General features: G+C 67.6%; 21 protein-coding genes. 11 read left to right on the top strand and 10 right to left on the bottom strand.

Annotated features, from left to right (window positions below; all coding sequences use genetic code 11):
• The first annotated feature begins 14 nt into the window (after positions 1 to 14).
• Together F467_RS0110665 and rnk are read left to right on the top strand one after the other, a co-directional pair.
• On the top strand, positions 15 to 359 hold the full coding sequence (locus F467_RS0110665; protein WP_018137750.1) for a rhodanese-like domain-containing protein: 345 nt from the start codon (positions 15 to 17) through the stop codon (positions 357 to 359).
• 146 nt (positions 360 to 505) lie between these two features.
• Positions 506 to 916, top strand: a complete 411-nt coding sequence (gene rnk, locus F467_RS0110660) for a nucleoside diphosphate kinase regulator (protein ID WP_018137751.1) — start codon at positions 506 to 508, stop codon at positions 914 to 916.
• A 30-nt stretch (positions 917 to 946) separates the two neighbouring features.
• Here the strand turns inward: rnk and F467_RS0110655 are convergent, their stop codons facing one another.
• Together F467_RS0110655 and F467_RS0110650 are read right to left on the bottom strand one after the other, a co-directional pair.
• Positions 947 to 1,402, bottom strand: coding sequence for a rhodanese-like domain-containing protein (locus tag F467_RS0110655; protein ID WP_018137752.1), 456 nt, complete (start codon positions 1,400 to 1,402; stop codon positions 947 to 949).
• 68 nt (positions 1,403 to 1,470) lie between these two features.
• Positions 1,471 to 1,977, bottom strand: a complete 507-nt coding sequence (locus tag F467_RS0110650) for a heme-binding protein (RefSeq protein WP_018137753.1) — start codon at positions 1,975 to 1,977, stop codon at positions 1,471 to 1,473.
• Between the two features lie 124 nt (positions 1,978 to 2,101).
• On the opposite strand from F467_RS0110650, the gene aroC reads away from it, so the two are divergent.
• Positions 2,102 to 3,208: a chorismate synthase gene (gene aroC, locus F467_RS0110645; protein ID WP_018137754.1), complete on the top strand. Its 1,107-nt coding sequence runs from the start codon at positions 2,102 to 2,104 to the stop codon at positions 3,206 to 3,208.
• 45 nt (positions 3,209 to 3,253) lie between these two features.
• Positions 3,254 to 4,411 (top strand): MFS transporter, encoded by a 1,158-nt coding sequence (locus F467_RS0110640; RefSeq protein WP_018137755.1) that lies wholly within the window; start codon positions 3,254 to 3,256, stop codon positions 4,409 to 4,411.
• 18 nt (positions 4,412 to 4,429) lie between these two features.
• On the opposite strand, the gene F467_RS0110635 is transcribed toward F467_RS0110640, so the two are convergent.
• Positions 4,430 to 4,864 carry an SRPBCC family protein gene (locus F467_RS0110635; RefSeq protein WP_018137756.1) on the bottom strand — a complete coding sequence of 145 codons (435 nt, stop codon included), beginning with the start codon at positions 4,862 to 4,864 and terminating at the stop codon, positions 4,430 to 4,432.
• Positions 4,865 to 4,986: 122 nt separating this feature from the next.
• Here F467_RS0110635 and F467_RS0110630 point away from each other — a divergent pair, with 122 nt between their 5' ends.
• The 3 genes from F467_RS0110630 to F467_RS0110620 are packed head-to-tail and all read left to right on the top strand — an operon-like array spanning position 4,987 to position 9,734.
• Positions 4,987 to 5,439, top strand: a complete 453-nt coding sequence (locus F467_RS0110630; RefSeq protein WP_018137757.1) for a hypothetical protein — start codon at positions 4,987 to 4,989, stop codon at positions 5,437 to 5,439.
• A 30-nt stretch (positions 5,440 to 5,469) separates the two neighbouring features.
• Positions 5,470 to 6,597: an efflux RND transporter periplasmic adaptor subunit gene (locus tag F467_RS0110625; protein ID WP_018137758.1), complete on the top strand. Its 1,128-nt coding sequence runs from the start codon at positions 5,470 to 5,472 to the stop codon at positions 6,595 to 6,597.
• Entirely contained in the window at positions 6,594 to 9,734 is a 3,141-nt protein-coding gene (locus F467_RS0110620; protein ID WP_018137759.1) for an efflux RND transporter permease subunit, read from the top strand. The genes F467_RS0110625 and F467_RS0110620 overlap by 4 nt, the downstream gene beginning before the upstream one ends.
• Before the next feature lies 1 nt (position 9,735).
• On the opposite strand, the gene F467_RS0110615 is transcribed toward F467_RS0110620, so the two are convergent.
• The 5 genes from F467_RS0110615 to F467_RS0110595 all read right to left on the bottom strand — a co-directional run bounded on the left by F467_RS0110615 (position 9,736) and on the right by F467_RS0110595 (position 15,940).
• Positions 9,736 to 10,161 (bottom strand): DUF1841 family protein, encoded by a 426-nt coding sequence (locus F467_RS0110615; RefSeq protein WP_018137760.1) that lies wholly within the window; start codon positions 10,159 to 10,161, stop codon positions 9,736 to 9,738.
• A 28-nt stretch (positions 10,162 to 10,189) separates the two neighbouring features.
• Positions 10,190 to 10,837, bottom strand: coding sequence for an endonuclease III (nth, locus tag F467_RS0110610; RefSeq protein ID WP_012983102.1), 648 nt, complete (start codon positions 10,835 to 10,837; stop codon positions 10,190 to 10,192).
• A 67-nt stretch (positions 10,838 to 10,904) separates the two neighbouring features.
• Entirely contained in the window at positions 10,905 to 11,342 is a 438-nt protein-coding gene (locus F467_RS0110605) for a hypothetical protein (protein ID WP_012983101.1), read from the bottom strand.
• A 91-nt stretch (positions 11,343 to 11,433) separates the two neighbouring features.
• The gene (locus tag F467_RS0110600) at positions 11,434 to 14,628 is read right to left on the bottom strand and encodes an efflux RND transporter permease subunit (protein WP_018137761.1); all 3,195 of its coding nucleotides are present in this window, start codon (positions 14,626 to 14,628) and stop codon (positions 11,434 to 11,436) included.
• Positions 14,621 to 15,940: an efflux RND transporter periplasmic adaptor subunit gene (locus F467_RS0110595; RefSeq protein WP_018137762.1), complete on the bottom strand. Its 1,320-nt coding sequence runs from the start codon at positions 15,938 to 15,940 to the stop codon at positions 14,621 to 14,623. The genes F467_RS0110600 and F467_RS0110595 overlap by 8 nt, the downstream gene beginning before the upstream one ends.
• Positions 15,941 to 16,107: 167 nt before the next feature.
• On the opposite strand from F467_RS0110595, the gene F467_RS0110590 reads away from it, so the two are divergent.
• Positions 16,108 to 16,656 (top strand): copper chaperone PCu(A)C, encoded by a 549-nt coding sequence (locus F467_RS0110590; protein WP_012983098.1) that lies wholly within the window; start codon positions 16,108 to 16,110, stop codon positions 16,654 to 16,656.
• Positions 16,657 to 16,679: 23 nt separating this feature from the next.
• Here F467_RS0110590 and F467_RS0110585 read toward each other — a convergent pair whose 3' ends face one another.
• Complete coding sequence (locus F467_RS0110585) at positions 16,680 to 17,549, bottom strand: peptidylprolyl isomerase (RefSeq protein ID WP_012983097.1); 870 nt, start codon at positions 17,547 to 17,549, stop codon at positions 16,680 to 16,682.
• A 2-nt stretch (positions 17,550 to 17,551) separates the two neighbouring features.
• Positions 17,552 to 17,848: a YciI family protein gene (locus tag F467_RS0110580; RefSeq protein WP_012983096.1), complete on the bottom strand. Its 297-nt coding sequence runs from the start codon at positions 17,846 to 17,848 to the stop codon at positions 17,552 to 17,554.
• 111 nt (positions 17,849 to 17,959) lie between these two features.
• On the opposite strand from F467_RS0110580, the gene F467_RS0110575 reads away from it, so the two are divergent.
• The 3 genes from F467_RS0110575 to F467_RS0110565 are packed head-to-tail and all read left to right on the top strand — an operon-like array spanning position 17,960 to position 21,231.
• Positions 17,960 to 18,574: an L-threonylcarbamoyladenylate synthase gene (locus F467_RS0110575; protein ID WP_012983095.1), complete on the top strand. Its 615-nt coding sequence runs from the start codon at positions 17,960 to 17,962 to the stop codon at positions 18,572 to 18,574.
• 30 nt (positions 18,575 to 18,604) lie between these two features.
• A complete protein-coding gene (locus F467_RS0110570) occupies positions 18,605 to 19,966 on the top strand; it encodes a DUF945 family protein (protein ID WP_018137764.1) in 1,362 nt (453 codons plus the stop codon).
• Between the two features lie 44 nt (positions 19,967 to 20,010).
• Positions 20,011 to 21,231 (top strand): tryptophan--tRNA ligase, encoded by a 1,221-nt coding sequence (locus F467_RS0110565; protein WP_018137765.1) that lies wholly within the window; start codon positions 20,011 to 20,013, stop codon positions 21,229 to 21,231.
• The last annotated feature ends 7 nt before the right edge of the window (positions 21,232 to 21,238 follow it).

The raw sequence follows: 21,238 nt of genomic DNA, 5'->3' as shown, positions 1-21,238 counted from the left end.
CGGAGCCGCTGACAGTGAGTCTTTTCGACAAACGCATCGCGGAGCTGGAAGAAAAGCTGCCGCATCTGGACCCCGCGGAACTGGTCGACTGGCGCCAAACTGGGCGGTCCTTTCTGCTGGTGGATGTGCGCCAGCCGGAGGAGGCGGCCGAAGGCAGTATTGAAGGCGCGGTGAATATCCCCCGGCCCAAGCTGGAGGCCAGCATCGAATCCCACATGCAGGACCCCCAGCAGCCCGTCGTGGTGTTTTGCGGGGGCCGTGGCCGGTCCCAGCTGGTGGCGGACAGTCTGCGCGCGATGGGAATGGATGCCCGGGTCCTGCGTGGTGGCTACTCGGCGTGGCGTGACACGCAGACTTGATCGCAGGAATGCCAGTCGCGGCTGATATGGCTTTTTGGCCGGGGCTTGGCTACTCTCGGGTCTGATTCTCCGATTTGGGATTTGTCCCCGTTTTATTCAGCGCGCCTCCGGTGGGGGCGCGTTCTGCTTTATTGGAGTGTGTAAAGGTGAGTAATCCGAAGATCGTCGTCTCCAACACGGACATGGAGCGCCTGGACAAGCTGCTGGAATCGCTGCCGGACGACAGCTTTCCCGGCAAGGCCGACCTGGAGGCCGAGTTGGACCGCGCGGATGTCGTCGATTCGCGCGAGATCCCGGGTTCGGTGGTCACGATGAATTCCAGGGTCCGTTTCCGGGTGATCGAGTCCGGCGAGGAGTTCTCGCTGACGCTGGTCTATCCGCGTGACGTGGACGAGAGCGGCGGCACGTTGTCGATTCTGGCGCCGGTGGGCAGTGCGCTGCTGGGGCTGTCCGAGGGGGACGAGATCGAATGGCCGCGCCCGGGTGGCGGGAAGATGCATGTGCGCATCGAGGCCGTCGAGTACCAGCCGGAGCGCGCCGGCGAGTATCACCGCTAGCGAGTTCAGTTGCGTCAGGCGCTGACTCGCTCAGCACTGTTCCCAGGGCAGCCCGTGGTAGCGCCAGCCGCCGCGGGTGGAACGCTGGTGGTGTTCGTCCAGCGGTCCTTCAAAACCTTCTTCCACCGAGTACACGTTCTCGATACCGGCATCGACCAGGGCCTGGCCAGCGGCCAGCGTGCGCTTGCCGCTGCGGCAGATCAGGTAGAGCGCGGGGGCATCCTCGCTGTGATCCTCGGCCCCGCCCAGCAGCAGCTTGCGTACCTGGGGCACGAAGTGAGGATTCACGGTCCAGTCCGGTTCGTCGATCCACGGGATATGGATGGCGCCCTGCGGGTGCCCGACGAACAGGAATTCCATCGTGGAGCGGATGTCGATCAGCAGGTCGCGCGGGCGCTCCTGCAGCCGCTGATGCGCCTCCTGCGGGCGGATCCGGCGTACGCCGGGCGCGGGAACCGTCTTCTGATTGGCGAGAGGGTCTTCCATTCAAGCTCCGGACGCGGGTGGGCGGCCATCCCTGGCCGCGCGCCCCGATCCCTGGGGTTGCAATGGCATTACATCGCGAAGTCGAGTCGTTCCTGGACCGAGTCTAGCGCGGCCTGGGCACATTCTTCATCCAGATCACCACCGGGAGCACCGGACACGCCCACCGCGCCGATCATGCTGCCGGCCACCTCGATCGGCAGCCCGCCGGCCAGCATGATGATGCCGTCTACGTGGTTCATCTCCATGCGGATTTCTTCGCGGTTGTCGCGGAAGCTGCCGGAACTGGTGCCGGACATGACTGTGGCGCGGGCCTTGTCGCCGGCAATCTGGATAGTCTGCACGGCCGCCAGATTGTCGCGCATTACGGAGCGATCGTTCCCGGCGCGGTCAACGACCACGGCGCTGGTCTGGTGTCCCTTCTCGCGGCAGGCCAGCACCGCCGCCTCGGCGATGTCGTTGGCCAGTTCCATGCTCATCATGCGCTGGTTGAACACGTCGGCCTGGGCCACGCTGGCCAGTCCCAGACAGGCCGCGGCGGCGGTACCGGCGGCCAGACGCTTGATCGAACGCGACATATCCATCTCCTGTCTTTTGTTATGGGTGCTGCGCTGCCGATCATGGCAGAAACATCTTGGTTTTGCTGCTCGGTCGGGCTCGCGACAGGCGACAGCACCGCGCGGCGCGGATACACTATCGCGCATGTCGGGAAACAGCTTTGGGCGACTGTTCGTCGTCAGTACCTTTGGTGAGAGTCACGGGCCGGCCCTGGGCGCGGTGGTGGACGGCTGTCCGCCTGGTCTGGAGCTTTGCGAGGCGGACCTGCAGTTTGATCTGGATCGCCGCCGGCCGGGACAGTCGCGCCACACCACCCAGCGCCGCGAGCCGGACCAGGTGCGCATTCTGTCCGGGGTGTTCGAGGGCCGAACGACCGGCACCCCGATCGGCCTGCTGATCGAGAACGTCGATCAGCGCTCCAAGGACTACAGCGAGATCATGGATCGCTTCCGCCCGGGGCATGCGGACTACACCTATCACCGCAAATACGGCTCGCGCGATTACCGCGGCGGCGGGCGCAGCTCCGCGCGCGAGACCGCGCTGCGTGTCGCGGCGGGTGGCATCGCGCGGCGCTACCTCCAGCAGCGCTACGGGATCGAGATCCGTGGCTGGCTGTCACAGCTGGGCCCGATCGAGCTGGAGGCGAAGCAGCCGGAGATCGTCAACGACAATCCGTTCTTCTGCCCCGACCCGGACAAGGTCGCGGAGCTGGAGGAATACATGGATGCCCTGCGCAAGTCCGGCGATTCGATTGGCGCGCGGGTGACCGTCGAGGCTGTCGGTGTGCCGGCAGGCTGGGGCGAGCCGGTGTTCGATCGCCTGGATGCGGAACTGGCGCATGCGCTGATGAGCATCAATGCGGTCAAGGGTGTGGAGATCGGGGCCGGCTTCGAGTCGGTGACCCAGCGGGGTACCGAGCACCGTGACGAAATCACCCCCGACGGCTTCCTGTCGAACCACGCCGGCGGCGTGCTGGGCGGGATCAGCACCGGCCAGGCCGTGCGTGCGAGCATCGCGCTCAAGCCGACCTCGAGCATCCGTCTGCCCGGACGCAGCATCAACACCGCCGGCGAACCGGTGGAGGTGGTCACCAAGGGCCGCCATGACCCCTGCGTAGGCATCCGCGCGACCCCGATCGCGGAGGCAATGATGGCACTCGTGCTGATGGACCATGCCCTGCGCCATCGCGGACAAAACGCCGACGTCGGTGACACCGGTCTGCCGGAACTGCGCGACCTGCCGCACGACTGATATGGGCGCGCTCCGTCGTGCCCGCATCGCCGGGGGTCCGCTCCGGTGATCCCCAGCGCACGCCTGTCCACGGTCTACTTCTTCTATTTCGCGAGCCTCGGCGCGTTCATGCCGTTCTGGGGCCCGTATCTGTCCGAGGCCGGCTTTAGCGGATCGCAGATCGGCGAGTTGATGGCGATCGTGCTCGCCACCAAGATCATTGCACCCAACGTCTGGGGCTGGCTCGCGGATCGCGCCGGCGCGCACATGCCGATCACCCGCTGGGGGGCCTTTGGCGGTGTGGTCGCCTTTGCCGGGGTGCTGCTGTACACCGGCTACTGGTGGCTGGCCGTGGTAATGGCCGCCTTCAGTTTTTTCTGGAATGCGATCCTCCCGCAGTTCGAGGCGACCACCATGCGTACGCTGGGTCGCGATGCCCATCGCTACGCGCTGGTCCGGTTGTGGGGGTCGGTCGGGTTTATCGTGGCGGTCGCGCTGCTGGGCTGGGCGTTCGACCAGATCGACATCGCCTGGCTGCCCTGGATCGTCCTCGGGATCTTCGCCACCCTCTGGCTGACGACCCTCTGGGTGCGCGAGCCGGTGCGCGACCTGGATCAGGACAACAACGTCCCGGCGCTGGTGGCAGTACTCAAGCGGCCCGAGGTGATCGCGCTGTTTGTGGCCTGTTTTTTCATGCAGGCGAGCCACGGCCCGTACTACGCGTTCTTCACGCTGTATCTGGAGGAGGCCGGGTTTTCGCGCGCGGTGGCCGGGCAGCTGTGGGCCCTTGGGGTCGCGGCGGAGGTGGTCCTGTTCCTGCTGATGCCGAGGCTGATCCTGCGCTTTGGCGCCTGGTTCCTGGTGTCGGCGGCACTGGTGCTGACCACCCTGCGGTGGGGGCTTCTGGCCGCCATACCCGACTCGCTGCCCATGCTGCTGTTTATCCAGGCCCTGCATGCGGCGAGCTACGGCGTCTATCACGCGGCCGCCATCTCGCTGATCCATTATTTCTTCCCCGGGCGGCTACAAGGGCGCGGGCAGGCCCTGTACTCCTCCCTGGCATTCGGGATGGGCGGTGCCAGCGGAAGTCTGGTCGCGGGCTACCTCTGGGATGGCATCAGCCCCGCCTCGGTCTATGTGTTCGCGGCGTTTCTGGCGGCGGCTGGCGTGCTGGCCTCGGTATACGGGGAGTGGCGACACAAGACGCCAGTACGCACGCCATAGGCCGCGCCGCTTGAAGCGTCAGGCGCGCCCGTTCTCGGCATCGAGCCGGCGTTGCACACGGGTCATCAACTGACCGGAGACGCGTTCGACCAGCGAGTTCGCGGCACGGCGCACCGCGGCCTCCAGCAGCGGGCTGCCCAGGCGGTATTGCAGCTCGAACTCCACCTGCGTGTGGCCGGGTTCGCCCGGACTCAGCCGGTAGCTGCCCCGATTCTGGATACCGCGGATCGAGCGCCAGGCAAAATACTCCGGGCGCGCCGCCTCGCAGACCTCCACATCGAAGTGCAGCTTCATCCCCGCCGCGCGGATGGTCCAGCGGTAGCGCGCGCCCCCCAGCGGCTCGATATGCTCGACGTTGTCGCACAGATCGACAAAGTTGGGCACATGGCTCAACAGGTCGAAGACCTGCTCCGGTTCCGCGTGGAGAGAGGTGTTGTGGGTGAGCTGACGCATCGTCCGGCTGCCGGGAAGGTTGAGCGGTACTTGCTGATCAGAGGCTCGCGCAGGCCGTGGGTTCCATGCAAGCGAGTCTGCGGCGGGCTACGATGACGGTTCACCCCCCACCGGTTACCGCGATGTCCGCCCCGTCCGCCGAACCCGAGTTTCTCAAGCGCTTCCAGGCGGGCAGCACCGGCGTGCTGCACTGGACTGACCTGGAAGCCTTGTGGGCGCGGCTGCGCGAACGGGCGGACGACCACTGGTTTATCTATGCCGTGGGCGATGCAGTGCCCCAGGCGCCAGTGCCGGCGGATGATTTCCGGCGCTTCCTGGAGGAGGTCGATCACTTGCTGCGGCAGGACCACGACGAAGATTACTGCGGCATCGTCTATGTCGACGATCGTGATGCCCCAAGCTTCGTGAAGATCTTCGACCCGAACCACTTGGGGGCCAGTTGCGGGTCCTCGGGGCTGAGGATACTGCCCGGCTGGGTACTCTCGCGGGTCCCGCCCGTGGATCTGCAGGCAGCGATGCCGCCGACCGGCAGCCGCCGGCGCTGGTGGCAGCGCCTGTTCGGTGGGGCCAAATGAGTACAGCCGGCACACAGGGGAGACGGGGCGATGGCTGATTCCTGGTGGCAGCGCCTGCGCGGGCAGGCGCGCGTGCTGTTCGCGCTGGGCATCCTGCTGCTGGTGATCGTCTGGATCGCCTCCGGGATGTTCGGGCGCGAGGCCGACGAGGCGCCACGGGCGGCCGAGCCGCAGCCGATGGCGGTGGCCGTGACCACGCTGGAGGCGGAGCCGGTGGAGCGCCTGCTGGTGCTGCAGGGGCGAGTGGAGCCGGATTTGCGCGTGATGGTGCGCGCCGAGACCGCCGGCCAGGTGGCCGAGTGGGAGGTGGCCCGCGGGGCACGCGTGGCCGCCGACGTACCCCTGGCGCGACTGCGCATGGACGACCGCGAGGCGCGCCGGCGCCAGGCGATCGCGCGGCTGCGCGGGGCCGAGAGCGAATACGAGGCCGCCCAGCGGCTGCACGATCAGGGCCATGTGTCGCGCACCCAGCTGGAGGCCCGCGAGGCCGAGCGCGAGGCCGCCCGGGCGGAGCTGGAGGCGATCGAGCTGGATATCCGTAACACGCGCATTATCGCCCCGGTGGACGGGGTGGTGAATCAGCGCCTGGCGGAGCGGGGCGACTTCGTGGCACGTGGCGACCCGGTGGCGGAGATCGTGGACAACGACCCGCTGCTGGCGGTGGTGCATGTGCCGCAGCACCAGATCGGGCGCGTGGAGCCGGGCCAGGCGGCGCGCATCCGCTTCCTGGACGGGCGCCGCGCCGAGGGCGAGGTCCGGTTCGTCTCGCGGGTGGCCGAGGTCGGCACCCAGACCTTCCGCGTGGAGGTCGAGGTCCCGAATGCCGACGAGGCGCTGCCCTCCGGGATCAGCGCCGGGGTCGAGATCCCGACCGAGACGGTCGCGGCGCACAAGCTCTCGCCGGCCTGGATGGGACTGGACGACAACGGCCGGGTCGGGGTGAAGACAGTGGATGACGACGACCGGGTGGTCTTCCACGCAGTCGAGGTGATCCGCGCCGCCACCGATGGCGTCTGGGTCACCGGGTTGCCGGAGCGCGCACGGGTGATCACCATCGGCCATGGCTTCGTGACCCCGGGCGAGACCGTCCGGCCCCGGTCCACCGAGGCATCGACGGGCGCGGCCGGGCCGGAACCGGTGGGCGGGGCCCTGCGGTGAAGGCCCTGATCGCCTGGGCGGTAGAACACGCCCGGACGGTGCTGCTGTTCCTGCTGCTGATCCTGGTACTGGGCGCGACCGCCTACCAGGTGGTGCCCAAGGAGGCGGCCCCCGAGATCGACATCCCCATCTTCTTCGTGTCCGTGCCGTATCCGGGGGTCAGTCCGGAGGATGCCGAGCGCCTGATGCTGCGCCCGCTGGAGCGCGAACTGCAGACCCTGCCCGGGGTGGACGAGATGCAGTCCTGGGCCGGCGAGGGCTTTGCCCTGGTGCGGCTGGACTTCGAGCCCGGCTGGGACAACCGCCGGGCCCTGTCGGACCTGCGCGAGGAGGTCGACCAGGTGCGCCCGGAACTGCCCGCCGGGGCCGAGGACCCGAGCGTCTCCGAGGTCGACCTGTCGCTGTTCCCGGTGCTCACGCTGAACCTGTCCGGGCCGCTGGACGAACGCACGCTGGTGCGTCTGGCGCGCGACCTGCGCGACCGCGTGGAGGCGATCCCCGGGGTGCTGGAGGCGGATGTCGGCGGCGATCGCGAGGAGCAGATGGAGGTGCTGGTCGATCCGCTGGTGCTGGAGACCTTCGAGCTGTCGTTCGACGAGCTGACCCGGGCGATCGAACGCAATAACCGTCTGGTCGCGGCTGGGGCGCTGGACACCGGGGCCGGGCGCATCCCGCTGCGGGTGCCGGGCACCATCGACGATGTCGACGACGTGCTGGATACTGCGATCCGGGTGGAGGGCGACGCGGTGGTGCGGGTGCGCGATGTCGCCGAGGTCCGCCAGAGCTATCTGGACCCGGAAGGCTTCACCCGCATCGACGGCCAGCCCTCGGTGTCGCTGGAGATCCGCAAGGCCTCGGAGGCCAACATCCTGGAGGTGGTGGCGGCTGCGCGCGCGACCATCGAGGCGGCGCGTGCCGACTGGCCGGAGACGGTCGAGGTCACCTACCTGCAGGACATGGCGCGCGATGTCGACGACTTGCTGGGCGATCTCGAGAACAGCGTGATCGCTGCGGTGCTGATCGTGGCGCTGGTGATCCTGGCGATGATGGGCGCGCGCGCGGCGCTGCTGGTGGGGGTGGCGATCCCCGGGGCCTTCCTCGGTGGCATCCTGGCGATCTATCTGATGGGCTTCACGCTCAATGTGGTGGTGCTGTTCGGGCTGATCCTGGTGGTCGGCATGCTGGTGGACGGTGCGGTCGTGGTGGTGGAGCTGGCTGACCGCTATGTGGCCGAAGGCATGCCGCGGCGGGAGGCCTTCCGCGCCGCGGCGCAGCGCATGTCCTGGCCGATCACCACCGCGATCGGGACTACGCTGGCGGTGTTCGCGCCGATGCTGCTGTGGCCCGGCATGGTCGGCGAGTTCATCGTCTACCTGCCAGCCACGGTGATCGTGACCCTGATCGCCTCGCTGGCGATGGCGCTGGTGTTTATCCCGGCGCTGGGGGCCGTGATCGGCCAGAGCCGGCCGATCAACGCGGCCCAGACGCGCTACGTGCGCGCGGCCGAGGACGGCCGCTATGACGAACTGCAGGGCCTGACCCGCGCCTACATCCGCCTGCTGCAGCCGCTGGTGCGCCGCCCCGTCTGGACGCTCGCGGCCACGCTGGCGCTGGTGGCCGCCACCTATGCGCTGTACGCCCAGCAGGGGCGCGGGGTGGAGTTCTTCCCGCAGGTGGAACCGGACTTCGTGCAGGTGCAGGTACAGGCGCGCGGCGACCTGTCGGTGTGGGAGGCGGACGCCCTGGTGCGGAAGGTGGAGGGGCGCCTGCAGGGGGTGCCGCAGATCCAGCATGTCTATGCGCGGACCATCGGTACCCAGCTCGGGCGGCTGCAGGGCGACTACCCGGAAGACCTGGTCGGGCTGATCCAGCTGGAATTGATCTCCTGGCGCGAGCGCCCGCCGGCGGCCGCGATCATCGAGGAGCTGCGCCAGCGTACCGCCGACCTGCCGGGCATCCGCCTGCAGTTTCGTGCCCAGGAACGAGGGCCGCGAGAGGGTCGGCCGATCGTGGTCGAGGCCTCCAGTCGCCACGCCGATCGCATTGCGCCGGTGATCCGCGAGATCCGCAGTGCGATGGACGAGCTGGGCGGCTTCGAGGACGTGACCGACGACCTGCCGCTGCCCGGGGTGGAACTGGAGGTGCGCTTCGATCGCACGCAGGCGGCGCGCTTCGGCGTGGACGTGCCGTTGCTGGGCGAGGGCGTGCAGTTGCTGACCCGCGGCATCCAGCTCGGCAGCTACCGCCCGGACTACAGCGACGAGGAGGTCGATATCCGCCTGCGCCTGCCGGCGGAGCAGCGCCACCTGCAACAGCTGGCCACCCTGAACCTTCCCGGCGCGACCGGGCTGGTGCCGCTGGCGCATTTCGCGGAACTGGTGCCGGTTCCGGCCACCGGCCTGATCAAGCGGCGCGATGGCGATCGCGCCTACACCCTGGAGGCGGATGCGGCCAGCGGCTACCTGGTAGACGAGCGCCAGCGCGCGCTGGAGGCGCGCATCGCCGGCATGGACCTGGACCCGGAGGTGCAGCTGCGGTTTCGCGGCCAGGCGGAAGAACAGGCAGAGGCGGCGCGCTTCCTGCTCGCGGCCTTCGCGCTGTCGCTGTTCCTGATGCTCGCGATGATGGTCACCCAGTTCAACCGTTTCTCGCAGGCGCTGCTGGTGATGTCGGCGATCGTGTTCTCCACCGCCGGGGTGTTGCTGGCCCTGCTGCTGCGCGACGAGCCATTCGGCATCGTGATGAGCGGGATCGGGGTGCTGGCGCTGGCCGGGATCGTGGTGAACAACAACATCGTGCTGATCGACACCTACAACGAGCAGCGTCGACGCGGGCTGGATGCCCTGGAGGCGGCCCTGCGCGCGGCGGCCCAGCGCATGCGGCCGGTGCTGCTGACCGCGATCACCACCATCCTCGGCCTGATGCCGATGGTGCTGGCCTGGACCGTGGATTTCGCCGGCAGGGATTTCTACGTCGGGGCGCCGGTGACCGGCTTCTGGGTGCAGCTCGCGACCGCGATCGCCGGTGGCCTGTTTGTCGCCACGCCGCTGACGTTGCTGTTCACGCCTGCGATGCTGGTGCTGCTGGATCGGCTGGGACTGGATCGCCAGCCCGCGCCGGAACCGCAGCGCGCCTGAGTCAGCGCCCGGCGAGCTGGCGCAGGCACTCCATGTAGGCGTTCTGGTCTGGCGCCGCGTTGTTGCGCTGCGCCTCCCACAGGGCCTGGCCCAGGCACTCCATCATCCGGTGCTCGGCGTCCATCACCCCGAAGCGGGCGCACAGGCCCTGGTGCAGGGCGTGGATACCCTCTGGGCGGTCGGTGCGGGCCTGGTCGCGCAGGCTCAGGTGCATCGCCATGTGCAGGAACGGGTTGGAGGTGCCCAGCTCCGGCGGGAATTCGCCAGTCAGCGCGGTCTCGCGGTCCTTGATGAATTCGTGGTACTCGGGGTGTTCCGAGATCACGTCCACCAGCTGCTGTTCCAGGTCGGTCAGCGTCTCGCCGGCCTGCGCCTTGTGCCAGGCGTCGACGAACTGGGTGCGGATCTGGTCGCGGTTGCCGTACATGGGGTGTTCCTCGAAGGTATGGGGGTGGTCAGGCGCCGATGGGTGGCGGCGTCTTCGCCTTGTATTCGCACAGGTCCTCGATCGGACAGCGCCAGCATTCGGGCTTGCGCGCCTTGCAGACATAGCGTCCGTGCAGGATCAGCCAGTGGTGGGCGTCCTGCAAATAGGGCTTTGGCGTCAGCCGCATCAGCCGCTTCTCGACCTCCAGCACGTTCTTGCCGGGCGCCAGTCCGGTGCGGTTGGCGACCCGGAAGATGTGGGTGTCCACCGCGATGGTGGGTACGCCGAAGGCGGTATTCAGGACGACGTTCGCGGTCTTGCGGCCCACCCCCGGCAGGGCCTCCAGCGACTTGCGGTCGCGCGGAACCTCGCCGCCGTGCTGGTCGACCAGGATGCGGCAGGTCTTGATCACGTTCTCGGCCTTGGCGTTGTACAGGCCGATGGTCTTGATGTGTTCCTTTAACCCGTCCAGCCCCAGCGCGAGGATCGCCTCGGGCGTGTTGGCGGCGGGGTAGAGGCGGCGGGTGGCCTTGTTCACGCCGACATCCGTGGCCTGGGCCGACAGGATGACTGCGATCAAAAGTTCGAAGGGCGTGTTGTATTCGAGCTCGGTGGTCGGCTCGGGGTTCGCCGCCTTCAGGCGTTCGAAGATGGCTTCACGCTTCGCGGCGTTCATTAATCAGTGTTTCCCTAAACAAACCGGCCCCGCAGGGCGGGGCCGGATGCTGCGGCAAGACTGCCGATCAGACGTGGCGGAACAGACCGACGTCCGGGGCCGCTTCGCGCGGGTTGGACTCGGCTTCCTTCTCCAGGTCCTTGATCATTTTGGCGTGCTTCTCTTCGAGATCGTGCATCGCCTTTTCGTCCATCTTCGGGAAGATGACGTCGCGAATGAACGAGCCCAGCTCGTCCAGGCAGCTCGGCCAGTACTTGCCGTTCAGATGGAACGAGTGGTGGGCATGGGTGCCCATCGGATAGCTGTCGAACTTGGTGATCATGGTGTAGGAGAGATCGGCGTCCTTCTCGACGAAGTCCTTGGCCCAGTCGTACCACCACTTGTAGTACTTCTCCTGCAGGTCCTCGTTGAACCCGTGGTTTTCGAAAAAGGCGGCGATGGTGCCGCGCGGGGCGAGGCCGTAGCGCGTGCCGCGCTTACCAGCAAACGGGAAATGTCCAGCCATGCCTATCTCCTGGGACGTTTGGATTGCCGGGGCCAGGCCCCGGTGAAACGGAATTCGTGGCGCCGGAAGTTTACTCGCTGGCGAGCGAGAATCAAGAAACGCGTGCCTCGGTGGCCTCCGCGCGTCCGAAGCGCCCCTCGTACAGGCGCAGCAGGGCGGGGATCACGAACAGCACCAGCAGGGTCGCGAAGGCCAGTCCGAACACGATCGAGATCGCCATCGGGATCAGGAACTGGGCCTGCACCGAGCGCTCGAACAGCAGGGGTGTAAGCCCGGCGATGGTGGTGACCGAGGTCAGGATGACCGCACGCAGGCGCTGACAGGCGGCCTCTACGATCGCCTCGCGCAGAGCGAGTCCGGTCTCCCGCAGCCCCTGGTAGAAGCTGACCAGGATGATCGAGTTGTTGACCACGATCCCGGTCAGTCCGAACAGGCCGAACAGTGACAGGATGGTGAGCTCCACACCCATCACCCAGTGCCCGAACAGTGCGCCGAGAATCCCGAACGGGATGATTGCCATCACGATCAGCGGCCAGCCCCAGGAGGCGAACACCCAGGCCAGCACGATGTACATCAGCCCCAGCGCCAGCAGCAGGCCCATCCGCATGTCGGCAAAGGTCTCTTCCTGGTCGGCCGCGCGCCCTTCGAAGGAGTACTCGACGCCATAGCGGACAGCCAGCTCGTCCAGCGGCCCGTCCTCGAGGGCCGCCCGGATACGGGCGGCGTTGTTCACCGCCCGATCCACCTCGGTCGAGACCTGAATGGCCAGCCGCGTATCGGCGTGGCGCAGGGTCTCGAACCCCTGGCGTGAACGCAGTTCCACGACGTCGTCCAGTGGCACGAAGGCCCCGTCCGGCAGGCGCAGGTTCAGCCGCTCCAGACTCTCGCTGCGGTGGCGCTCGCCATCCGGCAGTCGTACGCGCACCTCCACTTCCTCCAGCCCGTCCTGATAGAGCTGGGCGAGGTAGCCATCAAAGGCGTTGCGCAGCTGCAACCCGACCGATTCGGTCGTCAGCCCGACCGCGCGGCCCTCGGGCTTCAGCTGAAATACGAACTGCTCGCGCCCGAACGGGGTGTCGTCGCTGGTGGCGAAGGTCCCGGGGAAGTCGTCCAGCATGTCGGCCAGTTCCAGCGCCGCCTCCTTCAGTACATGCGGGTCGTCCCCGGTCAGGCGGATATCGAGGTCACGCCCGGGCGGACCGGTCTGGCGCTCGTCGATGGAGAAGTTCTCGATTCCAGGGGCCTGGCGGATGCGGTCCTCCCATTCGCGGATGAACTCGCGATTGCGCACGGTCCGTTCTTCCGGCGAGACCAGTTCCACCTGGATGTTGCCGAACTGCTCCCCCTTGGGCGCATTGCCATCGCCCGGGTCGATCCCCTTGCCGAGGCGGGTCACGGAGGTGCGCACGAGGTTGCCGCCCAATGCCTCCTCGGTCTCCTCAAGAGCGCGCTCGGCGTGGATCAGGAACGACTCCACCCGCTCCGGCGGGGTGCCGGCGACGAAGTTCACCCCGGCGTTGACGATGGTGCCCTCGGGCGAGGGGAAGAAGGTGAAGCCGATGCGGCCACTGGCGGCCAGACCAATGGCCAGGATCAGCGCGCCCACGGCCAGTGCCAGGGTGACGCCCGCGTGGTCCACCGAGTGCGTAACAGCGCGGCGGAACGGGCCATTTCTCAGCCGTTCGAAGCCGGCGTCGAAGCGCGCCCGCAGGCTGTTCGGGGCGGGCTCCTTGAGCCGATGCATCACACCCTTCAGGTGGGCCGGCAGGATCAGGAACGCAATCAGCAGGGTCGCCACGATCACGCAGATCACCACCAGCGGGATGTCGAACAGGATGTTTCCGATCACCCCGCCGATCAGCATCAGCGGCATGAAGGCGGCGACCGTGGTCAGCGAGGCTGCGATCACCGGACCGACCATGCGCCGGGCGCCGTCGCGCGCGGCCCGGCCCGCGTCCAGCCCGCGCTGGTGCAGGCTGTAGGCATGCTCCGAGACCACGATCGCGTTGTCGACGATGATCCCCAGCGACATGATGAAGCCGAACAGCGAGATCATGTTGATCGAGCCGCCCACCAGCCACAGCACGACAAACGCGGCGGTGAACGCGATGGGGATGCCCAGCGCCACGCGTAGCGCGACATGCCGGTTGAGGAACAAAAACAGAATCCCCAGCACCAGCATCAGGCCGCCGAGGCCGTTTTTCAGCAGCAGGTTGATGCGCTCGGCCAGCAGTTCCCAGAAGGCATCCATCACCTGGAGATCCACGCCCGGGGGCAGGGCGGGTTTGGTCTCCTCCAGCCAGTCTTCGAGGACGCGCGCGGCCTCCAGCGAGTCACCCGTCTCCGAGCGTAGCAGCTGCATCTCGATAGCGGGCTTGCCGTTGGCACGGGTGCGTACCTCGCCATCGCGCGGGCGCAGTTCGATGTCGGCGATATCGCCCAGCCTGATCCGCCCCAGATCGGTGTCGCCGCGCAGGATCAGCCGCTCGAAGCCGACAACATCGCGGGCCTGCTCCAGGCTGCGAATCTGGCGCGCGGTATCGTCGCGCCCGACCGAGCCGGCGGGGAAGTCCTGCGCCATCTCGCGGATCTGCGCACCGATCTGGTCCAGCGTCATGTCCAGTCGATAGAGCTCGCGCGCCGGCACCTGGATGGCCATCTCGTCTTCAGTCAGCCCGGTGAACTCGATCTGGGCGATCCCGGCATCCAGCAGTTCACGTTCGAACTGCCGGGCCAGCCGGCGCAGCTGCTGCGGGTCTTCCGGGCCGGTGATCAGCAGCCGCGCCACGGGCTCGTAGCGGATGATCCGTTTGACCACCGGGGTTTCCGCGTCTTCCGGCAGATTGCGCTGCTGGTCGACGCGGTCGTTGACCTGCTCGGCGGCCCGCGTCATGTCGGTGCCCGCCTCGAACTCCAGCGTGACCACGCCAACGCCCAGCGCAGAGGTCGAGGTCATGTTGCGCAGGCCGTCCACGGTGCGCAGGTCCTGCTCCAGGGGATCGATGATCGCCTGTTCCACGTCCTCCGCGCTGGCGCCGCTCCAGACCACTTCCACGACCATGAAGTCCAGTTCGAAGTTCGGGAAGAACTGGGTGTTCAGCTTGGTCAGTGCGAACGCCCCGGCCAGCAGCATCAGCGCAATCAGCAGATTCGCGGCCAGGCGGTGTTCCAGGAACAGCTGAATCGGACCACGCGGTGGCTGGCCGTTGTCGCGCGATCCCCCGCCGGGCATCGGGCGCTCGTTCGGGCCGTCGCCGGCGCGCTGGCCGGGATCGGCGTCAGTCATCGTTCGGGTCCTGTTCCCCGTTGCTGTCGGAGGCGCGCGGGATCGCGGCATCGCGGTCCGGGCGTTCGCCGGGCTCCTCGACCTCGACCTTCAGCCCGTCCACGGCATTTGGCAGGCGGGTGGCGACCAGGATGTCGCCCGTCTCCAGATCCGGGTGACGGATTAGCGCCCGGACGTCCCCGGCGTCGGTCACGAACTCGCCGAGGCGCTCGATCCGCAACGACTGCATGCGGCCATCGACGACGCGGAAGACCTGGTCTCGGCCATACAGGGCCTCGTAGGGCACGGCCACGCTGTCGGCCTCGGCCGGTAGCCGCAGCGTCAGCTCGACGAAGCGGTTTAGGTTCAGCGCCGAATGACCCTCGCGTACCTCGAAGACGCCGCGCGTCCCGGCTTCGCCCGCGCGCGTCTCGCCTTCCAGGCGTGCCAGTTCCGTGCGCACCGTGCGCCCGCCCACCCGGGCATGGGCAGTCAGCTCCTCGCCCGCGTCCAGCAGTTCCTCGATGCGCGGCAGGATGTAGGCCGGGATGCTGGCGCGAATCTCCAGGTCGTCGAGCGCGAACAGGCGCACCAGCGGGTCGCCCGGGCGTGCACGCTCGCCGACGGCCACCTCGACTTCGACTATCCGGGCATCGAAGGGTGCGGTGATCGTGGTGCGCTCGAGATCGATGCGCGCCTGATCCTCGGCAGCCCGCGCGCGCTCCAGGCGGGCCTCTGCCTGGGCCATGCGCATCGGGGCATCGGCCATCGCCTGCTCGCGGTTGTCCAACGTCAGGCTGGCCTGTTCCAGGGCCTCCCGGGCTGTGTCCACGTCGGTCTCGGAGCCGAGATCGCGTTCGCGCAGGTTCTGCGCCCGGCGCAGCCCACGCTCGGCGATCTCCAGGAGTTCGCGTTCGCGCACCAGGGCCTCGCGATCGAAGCGGGCGCGGATCTCCTCGCTCTCTTTTGCGCCCTCGAGCTCACGGCGTTCGGCCGTGCGCTGGACGAGCAGCAGTTCCGCCTCGCGCGGGTCGATGCGCAACAGGGTTTCGCCAGCCTCCATGCGCGCCCCGATCCGGGCTGGGACGGCTTCGATCTCGCCCTCCACGGCTGCGCGCAGGGTGGCCGTCTGGGCCGACGCGCTGCGCCCGTTCAGCAGGATGCCTGGGTGGTGTTCGCCCAACTCGGCCACCAGCCCCTGCACCGGCCAGGTCCGCTCGGTGGCCTCCGGCGCAGGCGCCTCGGGGCCCGTCGCACGCAATACGAGGAAGCCCACGATCGCAGCGGCGAGGATCAGCAAGGGGGGCAGGGCACGTCGAAGAAGGCGCGGCATGGTGTTCTCGGTCGGATGGGGCAGGGCCGGTCGGTTGGAGGCACTAAAGGGTCGGAGGGTTCCTTCCCGGCGCGTTATTCTAAGCGAATTGTCTGTGTGCGCGACCCCGCCTCCTCGATGATCCTCGCTGGGTTAGTATGCGGCCAGCCACAAATCTGGAGAGCGCGATGATGAAACTCGGCGTATTACGAAATCTCGGGGCCGTCGCCCTGGTCCTTGGCCTCGGTGTGGGCGGTGGTACCACGATGGCCGAGGAGGCCCCGGAGGCGTGCGAATGCCTGGAAGGGCTGGAGATGGAAGGCACGCCATGGGTGCGCCTGGTACCGGGGGATACCACCGCCGGCTACCTGGAGCTGCGCAATACCGGCGGGTCCGATCGCCGCATCGTGGCCGCCGAGTCGCCGATCGCCGAGACTACCGAATTGCACGAGCACACCCACGAGGATGGCGTGATGCGCATGCGCGAGGTCGAACACCTGGATCTGCCCGCGGGCGAGGCCCTGGTGCTGGAGCCGGGCGGCCTGCACCTGATGTTCATCGGTCTGCACGAGCCGCTGACGGCCGGTGACTGGGTCGCCGTACGTGTGACCTTCGAGGACGGCGAGACCATGGATCTGCACATGCAGGTCCGCCGCGGCGAGGCCGAGGAGGGTGCCGGGCACGATCACATGGAACACGATGACGCGGGTCACGGGCACGGCGGTCACGGGCACTGACGCGCCCGCCCGAACGGGCCGAATCAGTTCTCCGGCCGGTTCGGGATCTCGATCGTCGCCTCGGCGCGCAGGGCCTCCAGCTTTTCCTGAATGGCGCGGCTTTCCAGGATCTCGATGATCTCGGCGCGCACCTCGTCCAGCGGCGGGACTTCCACCTCGCGGGTGTCGTCCAGACGGATCAGGTGCCAGCCGAACTGTGACTGCACGGGCGCGTCGGTGGTCTCGCCGGGTTCCAGGGCCTCGGTGGCGGCGGCGAATTCCGGCACCATGCCATCGGGCGTGAACCAGCCCAGGTCCCCGCCCCGGGCGGCGGATCCCGGGTCGATGGAGTGCTCCTCGGCCAGCTCCGCAAAATCGGCCCCGTCGTCCAGTTGTGCCAGCAGCTCGCGCGCGCTGTCTTCGTCCTCGACCAGGATGTGACGCGCGCGGTACTCCGTGCCGCGCAGGTATTCGACCTGGCGCTCGTATTCCGCTTCCACGTCCTCTTCGCTGATCTCGAGCTCCTCGGCGATGCGCTCCATCAGCATCGAAGCCAGCAGATTGGTCTCGACCATCTTCAGGATGCGCTGGATCTCGGGGTCGTCGCCCAGCCCGCGCTTCAACGCCTCCTGGCGTAGCAGCTCCAGGCTGATGACCTCGTCCAGCACGCCTTCGCCCTGCGTGGCCAACCCCGGATCCTCGTCCATGCCGGCATAGGTGAACAGGTCGGCGCGGGTGATCGCGCGATCGTTAACGATGGCGACCGTGTCCTCGTCATCGGTATCGGTGATGACCGTGTCGAGCTCGCTAGCCTCTTCGTCGGGCAGCGGCAGACCCTCGTCGCCATTCCCGCAGGCGGCCAGAAGGCCCGCGAGGGCGAGAGTGGCAACGAGCGCGGCGGGACGGGTACGCATGATCAAAACACCTGCTTGAAAGGACGAACGTCCACCGAGGTATAGACCCCCGCGGCGACATAGGGGTCGGCGTCGGCCCAGTCGTGGGCGGCCTCCAGCGACGGAAACTCGGCCACGATCAGGCTGCCGGTGAACCCGGCGGGGCCCGGGTCGTTGCTGTCAATCGCCGGCAGCGGACCGGCCAGGACCAGGCGACCGGCGTCGTGCAGCGCCTGCAGGCGGGCGACGTGTTCCGGCCGCGCGGCGAGGCGGGCATCCAGCGAGTCGGGCGCGTCCTGGCCCTGGATCATGTAGAGCATTGATCGGCGTCTCCGTGGGTTGGGACGTAAATTCTAACGCAGCCAGACCGCCTTATAAGCGGCGCCCACCATGCGCTACACTGCGCGCCTTGTCATCAGTGGCCCGACTTCATGATCGCGATACACCCCGAAAACCCGCAGCCCCGGTTGGTCCGGCAGGTCCTGGATCGGCTGCACGAGGGCACCGTGATCGCGATCCCGACCGATGCCTGCTATGCCCTGGCCTGTTTGCCGGGCGACAAGGCCGGCGCCGACCGTATCCGCCGCATTCGCCAGGTCGACGAGACCCATCACCTCACGCTGCTGTGCCGGGATCTCTCGGAGCTTGGCGTCTATGCCAAGGTCGACAACACGGCCTTTCGCCTGATGAAAGGCCTGACGCCCGGGCCCTATACCTTCATCCTGCCGGCCACGCGCGAGGTGCCGCGCCGCCTGCAGCACCCCAAGCGGCGCACCATTGGCCTGCGCGTTCCGGACAGCCGCATCGTCTCGGCGCTGCTGGAGGAACTGGGATCGCCGCTGATGACCGCGACGCTGCAACTGCCGGGCGAGGATCTGCCGCTGAGCGAGCCCTGGGTGATCGACGAGCGGCTGTCAAAGGTCGTGGACGAAGTCGTCGATGGCGGGGCCGGCACCCTGGAGCCGACGAGCGTGATCGACCTGACCGGTGACGTACCGGAGATCATCCGTCACGGTGTCGGCGACGTGGCGTTTCTTGAGGAATAGCAGGGGCATGGAGGCCCGGGGAGATGCGTGATGCGTAAATGGATCGTGCTGCTACTGGTGTTGCTGATCGTGGTCGCCGCCTGGCCGGTGTTTGTCGGTGGGCAGGTCGAGCGCAACGTGACCGAGGCCCAGCAGGCACGCATCGGCGAGGTGGATCTGCGCCACGAGATGGTCGAATACCGGCGCAGCTATCGCACCGCGACCGCTCGAAGCGAGCTGACGCTCAACGACGGCGAGACCGAACTGGTCATTCCGCTGGAACATCGGGTACGCCACGGCGTGCTCGGCGCCCGCGGCGAATCGAACGTGGACCTGGGTGCCCTCGAGGCCCCGGAGGGCTCGCTCGCGGCCCATCTGCTGCACGAGCTCGATCTGGTCGTGCAGACGCACGCCGGCATGGGGGGTCGTCTGACCACGCGTGTGCAGTTCGAGCCCCTGACGCTGGACCTGATGGAGGTCCCGGATGTGGCCGACCGTGTTGATGGCGAAGGGCCGTTGTGGCTCGAGCTGGATGCGGGCCAGGGGCGCTTTGCCTGGTCGGCGGAGCAGCTGCTGCTGAGCCTGGACCTGCCCGCACTGCGTCTGCATGACGACGAGGCGGAGCTGCGAGTGGAGCAGGGCCGTTTTGCGACCGTGTTCGAACCAGACGAGGATGGTATCTACGGCCGCCTGCCCGATTACGAGGGCGGCCTGGCGGCCGCGCAGCTGCGCTTTCGCGACGAGCAGGGCGAGATGGAGCTGACCCGGCCGCGGGTGAATGCCTTCCAGAAGACCAATAACGATCGCCTGGACAGCCGCCTGCGCCTGGAGATCGACGAGGTCCGCCTGCGCGAGGCGGACGCCGACGTGCTGGAACTCGAGACTGTCGATCTCCAGTTTGCGATGCTGCGCTGGGATCGCCCGGCACTGCTGCAGATGATCCAGGACCTGGAGGTGTTGCAGGAGCGTGACCTCGAACGCGGGCAGCGTCTGGCGCTCGGCGGGTCGGTGATCACCGATGCGATCGAACGCATGATCGAGCATCGGCCGGCGGTCGAGCTGAAGGCCTCGTTCAACAAATCCCCCGCGCATCAGGTGGCCCTGGAGACCGAACTGGGCCTGCGCGGTGATGCGCGCGGCTTCCGCACCCGGCCACTGGAGACCCTGGTACTGGACAGCGAGCTGCGGCTCGGGCTGGAATGGGTCCGCGAGTTCGACGCGGCCTATCCCGACGCGGAGCTGGACGAGCGTCTCCATGCCCTGGCGGCGCAGGGCTGGCTGCAGCGCGACGCCGATGCCGAGCTCTGGCGCGGGCACCTGAATATGGAAGACGGTCGGGTGTACGTGAACGAACGCGATCGTACGGCGGCCCTGTTGGGCATGCTGTTTGCCTTGTCGGGCGGTATGTTCTGAATCGTGCCCAACGAACCCCACGAATAACGGAGAAGGAACCACTCGTGACCAGCAACCAGGGAACGAACCAGCGCGTGATCTCGGGCATGCGCCCGACCGGGCACCTGCATCTGGGCCATTATCACGGCGTCCTGAAAAACTGGATCGAGCTGCAGCACAACTACGAGTGCTTCTTCTTCGTCGCCGACTGGCACGCGCTGACCACGCACTACGAAGACCCGGGTGATCTGCAACAGCATGTCACCGAGATGGTGATCGACTGGCTGGCGGCCGGGGTGAGTCCCGGCTCCGCCACGCTGTTCGTGCAGTCGCGCGTGCCGGAGCATGCGGAGCTGCACCTGCTGCTGTCGATGATTACCCCGCTCGGCTGGCTGGAGCGCGTGCCCACGTACAAGGACCAGCAGGAACAGCTGCGCGAGAAGGATCTGGCGACCTACGGCTTTCTGGGGTACCCCGTGCTGCAGAGCGCGGATGTGCTCGCCTACCGCGCCGGCATGGTCCCGGTTGGCGAGGATCAGGTATCGCATCTGGAAGTCACGCGCGAGATCGCGCGCCGCTTCAACCATCTCTATGGCCGCGAGCCGGGGTTTGCGGAGAAGGCCGAGGCCGCGGTCGACAAGATGGGCAAAAAGGCCGCCAAGCGTTACCGCGACCTGCGCAAGCGTTTCCAGGAGCACGGCGAGGACGAGGCGCTGGAAGTGGCCCGGGCCATGCTCGAGTCGCAGCAGAACATCTCGCTGGGGGATCGTGAACGCCTGTTCGGCTACCTTGAAGGTGGTGGCAAGATCATCCTGCCGGAGCCCCAGGCCAAGCTCACGCCCACTGCGAAGATGCCGGGGCTGGACGGGCGCAAGATGTCCAAGAGCTATGGCAACACCATCAGCCTGCGCACCGAGCCGGCCGAGGTGGAAAAACTGATCCGCACCATGCCGACCGACCCGGCGCGCGTGCGCCGTACTGATCCCGGCACGCCGGAGAAGTGTCCGGTCTGGGACCTGCACCTGGTCTATACCGACGAGGCCAGGCGTGCCGAGCTGCACGAGGGCTGCACCTCGGCCGGGATTGGGTGCATCGACTGCAAGCGCCCGCTGATCGAAGAGGTGCAGGCGGAACTGGAGCCGATCCAGCAGCGCGCCAAGGAGTATGCCGAGGACCCGGCCCTGGTGCGCTCGATCATCGTCGAGGGCTCCGAGGCCGCGCGCGAAGAGGCGCGCGAGACCCTGGAAGAGGTACGCCGCGTGATGGGCCTGGATTACCTGCGATGACCCCATT

Origin of the sequence: Thioalkalivibrio sp. ALJ12 (assembly GCF_000378305.1) — a bacterium.
Taxonomy (GTDB): Bacteria; Pseudomonadota; Gammaproteobacteria; order Ectothiorhodospirales; family Ectothiorhodospiraceae; genus Thioalkalivibrio.
Note: the sequence above shows the minus strand (reverse complement) of the source record. Positions and strands in the feature narration are given on the sequence as shown.